The organism is Oligella sp. HMSC05A10 (assembly GCF_001808335.1).
GTDB classification, from domain to species: domain Bacteria; phylum Pseudomonadota; class Gammaproteobacteria; order Burkholderiales; family Burkholderiaceae_B; genus Oligella; species Oligella urethralis.
The window spans coordinates 36,979-51,401 of record NZ_KV792935.1; the positions used below are offsets into that span (position 1 = coordinate 36,979).

Annotated in this window: 13 protein-coding genes; 6 read left to right on the top strand and 7 right to left on the bottom strand. The window is 49.3% G+C overall.

Translation table 11 applies throughout. From position 1 onward, the window contains the following. Positions 1-104: 104 nt before the first annotated feature. The 3 genes from HMPREF3144_RS07695 to ppc all read left to right on the top strand — a co-directional run bounded on the left by HMPREF3144_RS07695 (position 105) and on the right by ppc (position 6,056). On the top strand, positions 105-1,085 hold the full coding sequence (locus tag HMPREF3144_RS07695) for a polyprenyl synthetase family protein (protein ID WP_018025570.1): 981 nt from the start codon (positions 105-107) through the stop codon (positions 1,083-1,085). Between the two features lie 21 nt (positions 1,086-1,106). Next, positions 1,107-2,975 carry a dihydroxy-acid dehydratase gene (ilvD, locus tag HMPREF3144_RS07700; protein ID WP_070477283.1) on the top strand — a complete coding sequence of 623 codons (1,869 nt, stop codon included), beginning with the start codon at positions 1,107-1,109 and terminating at the stop codon, positions 2,973-2,975. Positions 2,976-3,095: 120 nt separating this feature from the next. Then, positions 3,096-6,056: a phosphoenolpyruvate carboxylase gene (ppc, locus tag HMPREF3144_RS07705; RefSeq protein WP_018025572.1), complete on the top strand. Its 2,961-nt coding sequence runs from the start codon at positions 3,096-3,098 to the stop codon at positions 6,054-6,056. 75 nt (positions 6,057-6,131) lie between these two features. Here the strand turns inward: ppc and proB are convergent, their stop codons facing one another. From proB to thiE, 7 genes are all read right to left on the bottom strand, one after another. Next, complete coding sequence (gene proB, locus HMPREF3144_RS07710) at positions 6,132-7,268, bottom strand: glutamate 5-kinase (protein WP_018025573.1); 1,137 nt, start codon at positions 7,266-7,268, stop codon at positions 6,132-6,134. A 105-nt stretch (positions 7,269-7,373) separates the two neighbouring features. Continuing rightward, a complete protein-coding gene (obgE, locus tag HMPREF3144_RS07715; protein ID WP_070477285.1) occupies positions 7,374-8,636 on the bottom strand; it encodes a GTPase ObgE in 1,263 nt (420 codons plus the stop codon). A 204-nt stretch (positions 8,637-8,840) separates the two neighbouring features. Continuing rightward, positions 8,841-9,101 (bottom strand): 50S ribosomal protein L27, encoded by a 261-nt coding sequence (gene rpmA, locus HMPREF3144_RS07720; RefSeq protein WP_018025575.1) that lies wholly within the window; start codon positions 9,099-9,101, stop codon positions 8,841-8,843. A 33-nt stretch (positions 9,102-9,134) separates the two neighbouring features. After that, positions 9,135-9,446: a 50S ribosomal protein L21 gene (gene rplU / locus HMPREF3144_RS07725; protein ID WP_018025576.1), complete on the bottom strand. Its 312-nt coding sequence runs from the start codon at positions 9,444-9,446 to the stop codon at positions 9,135-9,137. A gap of 278 nt (positions 9,447-9,724) precedes the next feature. Beyond that, positions 9,725-10,948, bottom strand: a complete 1,224-nt coding sequence (gene argJ, locus HMPREF3144_RS07730) for a bifunctional glutamate N-acetyltransferase/amino-acid acetyltransferase ArgJ (RefSeq protein ID WP_070477287.1) — start codon at positions 10,946-10,948, stop codon at positions 9,725-9,727. A gap of 149 nt (positions 10,949-11,097) precedes the next feature. Next, positions 11,098-12,378 carry a glutamate-1-semialdehyde 2,1-aminomutase gene (hemL, locus tag HMPREF3144_RS07735; RefSeq protein WP_070477289.1) on the bottom strand — a complete coding sequence of 427 codons (1,281 nt, stop codon included), beginning with the start codon at positions 12,376-12,378 and terminating at the stop codon, positions 11,098-11,100. Between the two features lie 26 nt (positions 12,379-12,404). After that, positions 12,405-13,070 (bottom strand): thiamine phosphate synthase, encoded by a 666-nt coding sequence (gene thiE, locus HMPREF3144_RS07740; protein ID WP_070477291.1) that lies wholly within the window; start codon positions 13,068-13,070, stop codon positions 12,405-12,407. A 117-nt stretch (positions 13,071-13,187) separates the two neighbouring features. On the opposite strand from thiE, the gene HMPREF3144_RS07745 reads away from it, so the two are divergent. Genes HMPREF3144_RS07745 through ruvX form a run of 3 tightly spaced genes read left to right on the top strand, consistent with a single transcriptional unit; the run spans position 13,188 to position 14,408 of the window. Further along, positions 13,188-13,352: a rubredoxin gene (locus tag HMPREF3144_RS07745; RefSeq protein ID WP_026156731.1), complete on the top strand. Its 165-nt coding sequence runs from the start codon at positions 13,188-13,190 to the stop codon at positions 13,350-13,352. After that, positions 13,353-13,967 (top strand): YqgE/AlgH family protein, encoded by a 615-nt coding sequence (locus HMPREF3144_RS07750; protein WP_070477294.1) that lies wholly within the window; start codon positions 13,353-13,355, stop codon positions 13,965-13,967. 3 nt (positions 13,968-13,970) lie between these two features. After that, entirely contained in the window at positions 13,971-14,408 is a 438-nt protein-coding gene (gene ruvX, locus HMPREF3144_RS07755) for a Holliday junction resolvase RuvX (RefSeq protein WP_036558171.1), read from the top strand. Positions 14,409-14,423: the final 15 nt, after the last annotated feature.

Genomic DNA, 14,423 nt, shown 5'->3' on the forward strand with positions numbered 1-14,423 from the left:
GGTAGGCAGCGTAGCCGAATTGCCATAAAAAGCATAGGGGCGGCCCATACTTGTTTATCATTCAATAAAGTTTTTAATTTAATTTTAAATTATCAGGAAGAGTCTTGAGCGCTACGCAGATTTTAAGTCCTATCTCGCAGGATATGGCAGCAGTTGACTTCGTTATACGTTCCTATTTGAATTCAGAAGTCGTGATGATTCGCACCGTTGGTGAGTATATTATCGGTTCCGGTGGCAAGCGACTGCGCCCGGCCTTGGTGCTGATGATTGCCAATGCACTGGGCTATCAGCCGCGAGAGCAGGAGTTTCAGGATCATCATTTATTGGCAGCAACGGTGGAGTTTATTCATACTTCAACCTTATTACACGATGATGTGGTAGATGAGTCCGATCTACGTCGCGGTCGGGAGACGGCAAATGCCGTCTTTGGTAATGCCGCCAGTGTGCTAGTGGGTGATTATTTATACTCACGCTCTTTTGAGATGATGGTGTCGGTGGACCGCATGGAGATTTTGCGAGTGCTTTCTCAAGCTACCACAGTGATTGCTGAGGGCGAGGTGCTGCAGCTGCTCAATGTTCATGATCCGGATGTGTCAGTTGAGCGTTATATGCAGGTGGTGCGCTACAAAACAGCCAAGCTGTTTGAGGCTTCAGCCGAGATTGGTGCGATTATTTGCGATGTGTCCGATGAGCTAAGAGAGGCGGCTGCTGCGTATGGTCGCCATATGGGTACCGCCTTCCAGTTGATTGATGATGTGCTGGATTATTCCGGTGATGCCGAGGCGCTTGGCAAAAACGTCGGTGATGATTTACGTGAGGGTAAGCCAACCTTGCCCCTAATTCGTGTGATGGAAGTAGGTGATGCGGCGCAAGTTAAACTGATTCGCGATGCCATTGAGACGGGTGATGCGAATTTTGCCGAGGTAGCCGCTGCCATTCAGTCGACGGATGCTTTGCAATACACCCGTGCCTTGGCAGAGCGTGAGGCTAGGTTAGCCGAAGAGGCGATTGCCGATTTCCCCGATTCTATTTTTAAACAGTCACTCCTTCAATTGGCTCGCTTTGCCATTGAGCGAGACAATTAATTTATTACTAAGGAGATAGCCATGCCTGCTTATCGTTCTAAAACCTCCACCCATGGGCGTAATATGGCGGGTGCGCGTGCACTATGGCGCGCCACCGGTATTCAGGACAAGGACTTCGGCAAACCGATTATTGCTGTGGTTAACTCATTTGTTGAGTTTGTGCCGGGTCATGTCCACTTAAAGGATATGGGTCAATTAGTGGCTCGTGAGATTGAGGCGGCCGGTGGTATCGCCAAGGAGTTTAATACCATTGCCGTGGATGACGGGATTGCCATGGGGCATGATGGTATGTTGTACTCATTACCATCGCGCGAACTAATCGCCGATTCAGTCGAGTATATGATTAATGCGCATTGTGTTGATGCCATGGTTTGTATCTCGAATTGCGACAAAATCACCCCCGGGATGTTGATGGCGGCCTTACGCTTAAATATCCCTACCGTCTTTGTTTCTGGCGGTCCGATGGAAGCGGGCGAGATGCCTGCGGCGGCAAGTGGTGAGCAGGTGATTAAGCTTGACTTAGTGGATGCCATGATTAAGGCAGGCGATCCTGAGGTGTCTGATGAAGAAACGGCCTTGGTTGAGCAAAATGCCTGTCCTACCTGTGGTTCGTGCTCCGGTATGTTTACTGCTAACTCCATGAACTGTTTAAACGAGGCCTTGGGCCTAGCCCTACCGGGTAATGGCTCGATCGTAGCGACCCATGCAGCACGTAAGGAGCTGTTCTTAGAGGCTGGTCGTAAAATCATGGAATTGACCAAGCGCTATTATGAAAATGACGATAGCTCAGCCTTGCCGCGTGGTATTGCGACCAAGGCGGCCTTTGAAAATGCCATGACCCTTGATGTGGCCATGGGCGGTTCAACTAATACGGTTTTACATATTTTAGCGGCAGCGCAAGAGGCAGCAGTGGACTTTACCATGAAGGACATTGATCGCATCTCGCGTCATACGCCTTGCCTCTGTAAAGTGGCACCAGCAACCTCGCAATATCATATGCAGGACGTACACCGTGCCGGTGGCGTGATTGGTATTTTGGCGGAATTAAATCGTGCCGGTCTGTTGGATACCACAGCAAAGCACGTGGCAGGCCAGGATCTGGCGGATGTCTTACAGCGCTGGGATGTGATGTCGGAGAGCTGTAGCGAGGAAGCGGCGAAGTTCTACCGTGCTGGTATCGGTGGTGTACGTACGGTCAAGGCCTTTAGTCAAAATAACTACCATGAGCAGCCGGATACCGATCGTGTCGCTGGTTGTATTCGTGACAAGGCGCATGCCTATTCGCAGGATGGTGGCTTAGCCGTCCTCTATGGCAATTTAGCCCCTAACGGTTGTATTGTTAAAACGGCCGGCGTGGATGAAAGTATTTTAACCTTTACCGGTAAAGCGGTAATTTTTGAGAGTCAGGATGCGGCAACTGAGGGCATTTTAGGCGATCAGGTCAAAGCGGGCGATGTGGTGATTATTCGTTATGAGGGTCCTAAAGGCGGGCCCGGCATGCAGGAGATGCTGTATCCCACCTCCTACCTTAAGTCTAAGGGCTTAGGCGCTAAGGCAGCGTTGTTGACGGATGGTCGCTTCTCCGGCGGTTCCTCTGGTTTGGTGATTGGTCATGCTTCACCAGAAGCGGCAGAAGGTGGCAATATCGGCTTAGTAGAAGAAGGCGATCGCATCGAGATCGATATTCCGAATCGCACCATCCGCTTAGCCATCAGTGATGAGGAATTAGCAGCGCGACGCGAGCGTATGGAAGCGCGTGGTGCGGATGCCTGGAAGCCCCTGCAACGTGAGCGCTATGTATCGCAAGCGCTGCGTGCCTATGCCGCGTTGGCCACCTCGGCTGACCGCGGTGCGGTTAGAGATGTCTCTCAGGTAGAGCGCAGACGTTAGACCTTAATCAAGGCTTTGAGGCTTGATTTTTGAGGATGAGCGTAGGCTAGGGAGCGGTCACCGCATGGGTGTATCGCTCTTTTTTCATTTAGATGAAAAATCAATTAGGAGTAGCGTAGCATGCTTGCACAACAGGAAATTCAGACACAGCATGAGGGCGCCAAGCAGTCAAGCGAGATCTTATATCAGGAGCTGCAAAATGATATTCGTTTCTTGGGACGTTTATTAGGTTTAAGTATCCAGGAATCCGAGGGCCAAGCTTTATTTGAGCAGATTGAGAATCTGCGCCGTCAAGCCGTGAGTGTACGTCGAACGGTGGTTGAGCAGACGGGCGATGAGGAGAAAAAGCAGGAAGTCATGCAGTCCTTGATTGATGAAATCAATCAAAAAAGCGATCAGGAGTTAAAGTCCTTAAGTCGTGCCTTTAGCTATTTTATGCACTTATCCAATATTGCCGAGGATAGATTGCAGCGGCGTTTGGATCATTTGGACCACCAAGTGGATAGACCCAATATGCATGGTTTAAGCGTGACCTTAGCGCGTTTAAATGAGGCCGGCGTATCAAGCCAGACGGTTTATGATTATTTGGATGAGCTAAATATTGTACCGGTACTGACCGCACACCCTACGGAGGTACAGCGTAAGAGTATCTTGGATCGTCATCAAGTCATTTCCGACTCCCTACGTGAGTATCATCTTATTGATGAGCCGCGCCAAAAGGAAGCCATAGCGGAGCGTATTTTGGGGCAGATTCAACTGTTGTGGTATACGCGTATGCTGCGCTTTGATAAGCTGACCGTTGCCGATGAGATTGATAATGCACTGAATTTTTATAACTCCACTTTCCTGCAGGTGATACCACAGCTTTACAGCAAGATGTATAAGTACCTGAGCAAGGATGTTAAGGTTGATAGCACAAAGGTTGCGCGCTTTTTGAGCATGGGCTCTTGGATCGGTGGTGACCGTGACGGTAATCCCTTTGTCAATGCCGATACCTTAAAAATGGCGATTTCCAAGCAGGCGGCGACAATTTTTAATCATTATTTAGCCGAAGTGCATGCCTTGGGTACTGAGTTGTCCTTAAGTGAAGCCTTTGCCCCAGCCTCGGAGGAGTTGCGTGAATTGGCTGAGCGTAGCCATGACCGCTCACCGCATCGTGAGGATGAACCCTATCGTCGAGCCATGATTGGTATGTATGCGCGTTTGGCAGCAACGGCTAAGCGTCTGAGCAATGGGCAAATTAGCCTAGCACAGGCAGAGTTTGGGCGTGTCTATGAAAGTGCCGAGGAGTTTTTGCATGATTTAACTATCGTCGCCAATTCCTTAAATACCTATCATGCGACGCGGGTAACCGATCTGCGTTTAAAAAATTTAATTTATGCGGTCAATGTCTTTGGCTTTCACTTGGCCACCATTGACTTGCGTCAAAGCTCCGATGTGCATGAACGTGTGTTAGAAGAAGTGTTTTTGCGTGCCGGGGTGCAGTTTAACGGTAAAAAGCTCATTTATAGCGAGTTGAGTGAGGAGCAAAAGTGCGAGTTTTTACTTAAGGAATTAGCGGAGATTCGTCCTTTAGTGGCTTCGTGGCAGGAATATAGCGAAAAGACTGAGCGTGAATTAGAGATTTTGCGAAGCGCAGCGGCGATTCGTCAGCAGTACGGCTATCGTGCCATTACCCAAAGCATTGTCTCCCATACCGAGACGCTCAGCGATATGCTTGAGCTCTTGTTATTACAGCAAGAAACCGGTTTATTGCCTGTGGCCATGGATGCTCAGGGCGAGTTGCTCCCTTTTAAGGCCAATGAAGGCTTAATTGTAGTACCGCTTTTTGAAACCATTCCTGATCTACAAGCGGGCGCAAAGATTATGGACCAATGGCTTTCCATTCCATGGGTCAAGCAGCGCATTATGGAGTCGCAGGGCGGCATACAAGAGGTGATGCTAGGTTATTCCGACAGCAATAAAGACGGTGGTTATTTAACCTCCAACTGGTCGCTCTATGAAACGGAATTAGCCTTGGTAGAGGTCTTTAAAAAGCATGGTGTGGCCATACGCTTGTTCCATGGTCGCGGCGGTTCTGTCGGTCGTGGTGGTGGTCCAACTTATGAAGCGATTTTGGCGCAACCAGCAGGTACTGTGCAAGGTAAGATTCGCCTAACCGAACAGGGTGAGGTGATTCAGTTTAAGTATAAAACACCTCAAACCGGATTGTGGAACTTGGAGCAGATTGTGACTGCCACCTTGCAAGCCAGTTTATTAAGTAAAAACGCGGCGCAAACCGGTGAGGAGGCCTGCGCCTTAGATGCAAAGGCTTGCGCTGAGCGAGGTTATCATGCGGTGGTGCAGTTTATGTCCACGTGCTCGGAAAAAGCCTATCGTGAGCTAGTTTATGGCACCGAGGGCTTTGCAAACTACTTTGTTGAGAGTACCACCGTGCGTCAAATTGCCGAGTTAAATATCGGCTCTCGTCCCGCCTCCCGTAAGGCTGGGCACCGGATTGAGGACTTGCGTGCGATACCATGGACCTTCTCATGGGCACAGTGCCGTTTAATGATTCCAGGTTGGTACGGTATGGGTACGGCACTACAAGCCTTTATTGAAGAGGGGATGGTAGATGCGGAGGGGCATGACTATCAGGCATGGTCGCGCGCGGAACGACTGCAACTATTGCGTAACATGGCGCAGGAATGGCCTTTCTTTAATACCCTCTTATCTAATATGGAAATGGTCTTGGCCAAAACCGATATCGCCATCGGTCGTCAGTACAGCACCTTGGTGCAGGATGAGGCACTACGAGAGGCGGTATTTAGCCAGATAGAAAAAGAGCTCGCTTTAACCTTAAGCTATTTTAAAGAGGTAGTGCAGCACGATTTATTGGCTGATAATACCAATCTTAAAAATGCTTTACAGGAGCGTTTTCTTTACGTCGATCCTTTGAACTATCTGCAAGTGAAGTTACTACATCGTTTGCGTGAAGTGGGCGAGGATACGGCTGAGAGCGCCGCCGAGCGTGGTAGTATTGCCCGTTCGGTGTTGATGACGATTAATGGCATTGCCACTGGTTTACGCAATACGGGTTGATTGAAGCGTGTGCTTTAGAAGGCGCCCGCCGCCTGTGGGCACCTTGATTGAGCTGTAGCTGAGCTGTGAGGCTAGCTAGTGATGAATAATCATATGGTCGCGGTGAATCATATCGGTGGCGGTCACCGCACCCAGAATGCTTTCAATCTGTGAACTCGGCTTACCAATAATCTTCCGCGCATCTTCTGCACTGTAACTAACCAGACCACGGGCGTATTCATTACCCTCCTGATCGATACAGGCCACGAGGTCGCCCCGTCCGAAGTCGCCCCGTACCTCGGTGATACCGATAGGTAGCAGGCTTTTACCCTGGCGGGTCAGGGCTTGAATGGCACCCTCATCTAGCACCAAATAGCCACTCACATGTAAATGCGCTGCCAGCCATTGCTTACGTGCTGAGAGAATGGGGATTTTAGCTAATAGCTCGGTGCCAATGGACTCGCCCTGCATTAAGCGCGGGAGTAGATTGTCCACATGGCCGCTGGCAATAATGGTATGGGCGCCGCTACGAGCCGCGCGCTTGGCTGCCAGTACCTTGGTCAGCATGCCGCCGGTACCCACGTGCGTACCAGCACCACCGGCCATTTTTTCAAGGGCTGGATCACCCGCTTCGGCACGGTGAATAAACTGGGCATTGCTATTTTTACGCGGATCACTGTCATAGAGACCCTCTTGGTCGGTCAAAATCACATAGACCTCAGCTTCAAGTAAATTCGCCACTAAGGCACCCAGCGTATCATTATCACCCAGGCGAATTTCCTTGGTAATCACCGTATCATTTTCATTAATAATAGGGATCACGTTTAATTCTAATAGGGTATTAAGCGCTGAACGAGCGTTTAAATAGCGGTGTCTGTCCGCTAAATCCTCATGCGTTAAGAGGACTTGTGCGGTTTGGATGCCGTATTCATTAAAGGCCGTCTCATAGGCTTGGGCTAGGGCGATTTGACCGACTGCGGCGGCTGCCTGCAATTGATTCACTAGCTTAGGTCGCTGAGCCCACCCTAGACGCGCCATCCCTTCGGCAATGGCGCCGCTGGAAACCAGTATCACCTGTTGCCCAGCTTGATGCAGATGCGCAATTTGGGCGGCCCAACGGGCAATTTCTCGGCTATCGATGCCCTTGCCATTATTCGTTAGGAGCGAGGAGCCGATTTTGATGACAACTCGTTTGGCATCTTTAACTAAGGCGGTTTGATGAAGTTCTGACATGAGGAATAAGACGTTCTAAATTAGGGTTGCTTAAGCGACAACAGGCTTAAGAAAAATCTACTTAAGCCTGCTATCTTATCATTTTTCCATGCACCAACGCGCTACTTAGGCATTAGGATCATCGGGATCAATGCGCGGATCATAGAGCGGATGATTAGGGTCTAGGCGTGGATCATAGGCGGGCGAATGCGGATCGTAGCGTGGCTCAAGCTTGCTAGCGTTTTGCTCTGCAACGTTACTAAAACGAGGATCGTCTTCTAAAGTTTCTACTGCCTGACGGTTTGGATCAAAGCGTGGGTCATCATGCGTCAGCACACCGGCAGCCTTATCGGCAGCGTAGTTTTCTGCGGCTTTGACCTCATCTACAAAATCCTGGAGTGCATAGATTAGCTGCTCTGTACCTTCACCGCTTAAGGCAGAAATGGTAAATACCGGACCTTCCCAGCCGATGTGTTGACACAGTGCTTGTTTGAATTGCTCGGCATCTTCAACCATATCGGCTTTATTTAACACTAACCAGCGTGGTTTGTGATACAGCGCCTCATCATAGAGCTTTAATTCAGCAGCAATCGCCTCAATATCAGCCGCCACTTTGGCCACCGGATCAATATCGGGGTCCATCGTGTAAATATCGACAATATGCAGTAATACTCGTGTTCTGGCTAGATGACGGAGGAATAAATGACCTAAGCCAGCACCCTCAGAAGCGCCCTCAATTAAGCCTGGAATATCGGCAATGACAAAGCTACGAGAGGCGGAGGTACGCACCATACCGAGATTAGGATACAGTGTGGTAAAGGGATAATCAGCGATCTTGGGCTTGGCATTCGAGGCTTTGGCAATAAAAGAGGATTTACCAGCATTAGGTAAACCGAGTAAGCCCACATCCGCTAAGACCTTAAGCTCCATCCGTAAGTGCTTATGCTCGCCCGGCTTACCGTAGGTGAACTGCCGTGGTGCACGGTTAGTGCTGGATTTAAAGTGTAAATTACCTAAACCGCCGGCACCGCCTTGTGCTAGCGTGACTTTCTCGCCATGCCGATCCAAGTCAAATAGCTGCTCACCGGTTTCTGCATCATAAATTACGGTGCCCACGGGTACCTTTAAAATAATATCATCGGCACCGGCCCCGTATTGATCCGAGCCACGACCGTTTTCACCGTTTTTGGCACGGTGCAAACGGGCATAGCGGTAATCGATTAGGGTATTAAGATTGCGATCCGCCAAGGCAAAAATGCTGCCGCCGCGGCCGCCATCGCCCCCATCTGGCCCGCCTTTGGGGATAAACTTTTCGCGTCTAAAACTGGCTGAGCCATTACCACCTTTACCGGCAATGACTTCAATCGTGACTTCATCTACAAATTTCATCGTAATGATTGTGGTGTAATTATAAAAAATAGCTGCTGCTTATAGTGTAGCGTATTGCAGTGCTTGTGTTGATAGGCTGGAGGCGTTATGCACGGTGTGATGTCAATCACAATAAAAAACGCCGCTTACGCTAAAAGTAAACGGCGTTATCACTGTGAAAAGCTGTGAAAAGCTGTGTAAAGCTAATGCTAGTTGAGCTTAAAACTACTCAGCAGCGATTACCTGTACAGTTGGCTTTTTCAAAGCGCCTTTGCTAGTGAACTGAACCTGTCCATCCACTAAGGCATAGAGCGTGTGGTCCTTGCCCATACCTACGCCGTCACCTGCATGAAAGCGAGTACCGCGTTGACGAACAATAATAGAACCAGCCGGAACTGTTTGACCACCGAATACTTTAACACCTAGGCGTTTCGCCTGTGAGTCGCGGCCGTTTCGCGTACTACCGCCACCTTTTTTGGTTGCCATGATTTACTCCTGTAAAAAAAGCGAATAAGCTAATTAAGCATTAACCGCTGAGATTTCGATCTCGGTGAAATTTTGACGATGCCCTTGAGTCTTTCTGTAGTGCTTACGACGACGCATCTTGAAAATTTTAACTTTATCGTGACGACCGTGCGCAAGAACTTTAGCTGTAACAGTAGCACCCTCAACTAAAGGAGAACCCACTTTGAGTGATTCGCCTTCGCCAACGGATAGTACCTGGTCTAAAGAGATTTCTTGCCCGATGTCTGCAGGTATCTGTTCTACCTTAAGTTTTTGGCCGGGGCTCACGCGATACTGCTTGCCGCCGGTTTTTATGACCGCATACATTGTGACTTAACCTCAAAATAAATTGATTAATAAACTGATAGTCTTAGCTCTGTGCCTAATGTCAGTACATCGAGGCTCTGTAGAATCACTGGATCTACCAGAAAAGTTTGAGCTAAGCCGTAAATTTTCCCATAAAACCACTTATCTGTCAATGATTTAGCAGGGTTTTGTGCTTTTTTGTGGTGTTTGACGTACGCTTTGTCGCTTACTATGTAAAAAACGGCGCTCCCTTAAGCAAGGGGCGCCGCCGTGGATGTTGCGCAAACATATTTGCTTGCTTAGGTGCGGTACTCCGCATTAATTTTTACATAATCGTAGGAGAAGTCGCAGGTATAGACCGTTTCGCTGGCTTCACCGCGATTTAAGGCTACCCGTACGACGATCTCAGGCTCTCGCATCACACGATCACCATCTGCCTCAACATAGTCCGGATGGCGCCCGCCATTGCTGGCTACCAACACATCGCCCAACCATAAATTGATCGTGGAGGTGTCTAAATCAGCAATATCGGCATAGCCAATGGCCGCCAGGATTCGACCTAAATTCGGGTCACTGGCAAAAAAAGCGGTTTTGACCAAGGGGGATTGTGCGATGGAATAAGCCACTTTTAAGGCTTCCTCCTGGTCTTTGGCGGACTCGACCTGAACCGTAATAAACTTGGTCGCACCCTCGGCATCACGCACAATTTTTTGGGCCAGATCGATGGCAATCTCGGTTAAGGCCTCAACAAAACGTTGATAATGCTCACTTTCTGTGGTGATCTCAATACCACTTTGTCCCGTTGCCGCAATAATAAAGGAATCATTGGTGGAGGTATCACCATCAATGGTGATGCGGTTAAACGACTTATCCGCCACCTCGGTGGTGATTTGCTTTAATAAATGACACTCAACCTCGGCATCCGTGCCAATAAAGGACAGCATGGTTGCCATATTTGGGCGAATCATCCCTGCGCCCTTGGAAATACCAGTAATGGTGACGGTACGACCGTTAATTTCAAGTTGCTTGGAACTGATCTTAGGGACCGTGTCGGTGGTCATAATACTGGAAGCGGCCGGTAGCCAGTTGTGCTTATTCAGATCGGACACGGCGGCTGGGATAGCAGCGATGATCTTGTTCTGGGGTAGTGGCTCTAAAATCACACCGGTTGAGAATGGCAATATCTGGTGCTGATCAAGACCCAGCTCCTTGGCTAAGGCTTGGCATGTTTGTAAGGCACGATCCATCCCCTCGCTACCGGTGCCGGCATTTGCGTTGCCCGTATTAATCAGTAGAGCACGAATTTCTTGATCGCAGCGTAGACGTGATTCGCAAATCAGTACCGGTGCCGCACGAAAGCGATTGCGTGTAAACACACCAGCAACCGTGGTGCCCGGGGTGAATTTAAAAACGGTTAAGTCACGTTTACCAGCTTTTTTGATACCCGCAGATGCAATACCAATCTCAACACCTGGTACTGCATGGATAGCTTCTGGACTGGGGATATGAAAATTAACAGCCATTTAACTTCCCATAAAACTCACAACAAATTTCGGTTCACCCGAAGTAGGTGCCCCTGAATCCGTTTATTGTAGCTTAGTTTAATCCTCCACTTTTATGGTGGAGGATTTTGACTAAAAAAATCTAGGGTTTTTACTAGGAGGGCTGCTTTTTAAGCGAGTTTTTTGAAACTGGCGCGAGCGGCTTGTAGCGTTTCTTCGATGACCTCGTCATTATGCGCGGCGGAGATAAAGCCTGCCTCAAAGCCTGAGGGAGCAAGGTGTACGCCGTGTTCTAGCATATGGTGGAAGAACTGATTAAAGGCATCCTGATCGCTGGCGGATACTTCGGCAAAGTTGGTCGGTACTTTTTCCGTAAAGTACAGGCCAAACATACCGCCTGCAAAATCTGCACTAAAGGTGACGCCAGCCTTTTTCGCTTCCTCGACTAAGCCAGTGATCATCTTTTCCATTTGCGCAGTCAGTTGCTCATAGAAGCCGTCACGCGTGATGATTTCGAGCGTTTTTAAACCAGCGGCAACCGAGACTGGGTTACCGGATAGGGTACCAGCTTGATACACTGCGCCGAGTGGCGCAATGTGCTCCATAATATCCGCACGACCACCAAAGGCACCTACCGGCATCCCGCCACCGATGACCTTACCTAGAGTGATAAGATCGGGCATAATCCCGGTGATACCCTGTACTCCTCTAGGACCGGCACGGAAACCTGTCATGACCTCATCAAAGATAAGTAGGGCGCCGTACTCATCACATAAACTACGCAAGCCCTCTAAAAAGCCGGCCTTAGCTTTGATTAAATTCATATTGCCAGCATAGGGTTCTACAATAATGCAAGCAATATCCTCTGGATGGGCTTCAAAAGCGGCACGTACCGAGTCTAAATTATTAAACTCTAGCACTAAGGTGTGTTTAACAAACTCCTCCGGTACGCCGGCAGAAGAGGGGTTGCCGAAGGTCAGTAGGCCAGAGCCAGCTTTTACCAATAAACTATCGGAGTGACCGTGATAGCAGCCCTCGAATTTAATGATCTTGTTGCGATTGGTTGCACCGCGAGCTAAACGAATCGCACTCATGGTGGCTTCCGTGCCGGAACTGACTAAGCGAACTTTTTCCACTGGGGCAAGCAACTGGGTGATCTTTTCAGCCAGTAAAATTTCAGCTTCGGTGGGAGCGCCATAGGATAGACCACGTGCCGCCGCTTCTTGTACCGCTTCAACCACCTCGGGGTGAGCGTGCCCCACAATGGCTGGACCCCATGAGCCTAAATAATCGATAAAGCGATTACCCTCGGCATCCCACATATAAGCGCCCTCGGCTTTGGCAATAAAGCGCGGGGTGCCGCCAACGGATTTAAATGCACGCACAGGTGAGTTAACGCCGCCAGGAATAGTTAAGCAGGCGCGGTCAAATAAAGCTTGATTTGTTGTCATGAAGATGCCTATTAAATAGTTTACATTTAAAATAAATTACTAAGGTAGCGTGCCGTTGCTTCAATCTCATCGCTCTCAAATAATCCGCTGATGACGGCGATGCTATCTGCGCCAGCCTCAACCACAGAGCGTGCATTATGGCAGTCAATGCCGCCGATGCCGACCAGTGCCGGGCGCTCGGTGGGCCCTAGTTGATGCGCTTGCATCACGGCTTTGGCTGCCGCAAATAAGTCCAACGACGCAACCACTGCCTCGGGCTTGACCGAGGAGGGGAAGAGCGCACCAAAGGCTAAGTAGTCAACCTGATCCTTAATCGCTTGCTGCGCTAAATTAATATCATTGTAGCAACTTACGCCGATGAATAAGCTTTGTCCCTGTGCTTGGCACGCTTTACGTAGCGCGGTGACGGAGCCGTCGTCACGACCGATATGTACCCCATCGGCACGACAGTCAAGGGCCAGTTGCACTGAGTCATTGACAAAAAATTGGCATTGATATTGGTGGCAAATCGCTTTGGCCTCTAACGCTAGCGCCAGTGAATCGGCATAGCTGAGCTTTTTTTGGCGCCATTGTAATACCCGCATGCCACCGCGGCAGGCAGCCTCAATAGCGCGCAGCAGTTTGGCGTGATCCTGCCACTCAGGCGTAATCCCGTAAAGACCGTTTGTAAAGCGTTTAGTTACTTGTGTCATCGCTTAATCCAGTGGAAAATTCCTCTCAACATATGCCGTTCTAGTCAACTGTTTAGAATGTTAACAGTACAATTAGAACATAGCGTCTTTATCTTAATAAATTTTTGCTGGTTTTAAATGAGAACTTGGATGTGTTTGATTTGTGGCTGGGTCTACGATGAAGCGACAGGCGCCCCTGATGAGGGGCTTGCACCCGGCACCCGTTGGGAGGATATCCCCGATGATTGGATCTGTCCCGAATGCGCAGCGCGCAAGGTGGATTTTGAGATGGTGGAGGTTTAAATGGGAAGCTTTGATAAGCAACACTCATCAAGCGACGAGCGCAATGTTGAGCATTTTACCGACTTAAGTGGTCAGTTTTTATTAGCCATGCCAGGTGTGGATTCCGATTTATTTAACGGCACGGTGATTTATTTATTTGAGCACTCGCCCGAGGGAGCAGGTGGGGTGATTGTTAATCGTGCCACCGATATTGAGTTAAGTGATTTAGTCGAGCGTTTCGAGTTGGAAGCGCCGGCCGATTATGTCAATAAAACCATCTTTTTTGGTGGCCCGGTGCAGCCGATGCGTGGCTTTGTATTACACCCACCGCTGAAAACTGCCGACGTTGATAGCACGAGCGGTCACAAAGACGTGCTTTTGCAAATCAGCAATTCATCCGATATGCTGCAGGATTATTTGCTTGGCAAGGGCCCCGAGGATGTGTTTATTTGCTTTGGTTATGCCGGTTGGGATGAGGGTCAGTTAGAGCGCGAATTAAGTGAAAATGTCTGGTTAACTGTCCCGGCAGACCATGATCTGATTTTTAAGCGACCACCCTACGATTGTTATCAGGCTGCCTTAGCCAGTTTGGGCATTGATATTAGTCATTTGTCGACGCAAGCGGGTCATGCCTAAGTGATGAACCAAGAAATACGTTTTTTAGCCTTTGATTTTGGCTTAAAAAAAATTGGTGTGGCGATTGGTGATTCATTGATACGGCAGGCGCGACCGCTTGCCATTATTAAGTCGGAAGTGAAGCAGCAACGCTTTGCGCAAATTGAGGCCTTGCTCAGTGAGTGGGAGCCCGATCAGCTAGTGGTGGGTTTGCCACTCACCTTGGCGGGCGAGGAGCAGGAGGCCTCGGCGCGGGCGCGGCGTTTTGCTAATCAATTACATGGTCGTTATGGCTTACCGGTGGTCTTGGTTGAGGAGCAGTACTCCAGCATGGAAGCGCAAGATCTCATTCGTCAATATCAGCAGTTTGATGCCAAGTCAGCACGTCGTTTTGCAACTGAGGATGATGCAGTGGCGGCTGCAGTTATCTTACAACGACATTTAGATGTCCTCGCCTCTTAAGTGATAAAATAGCGG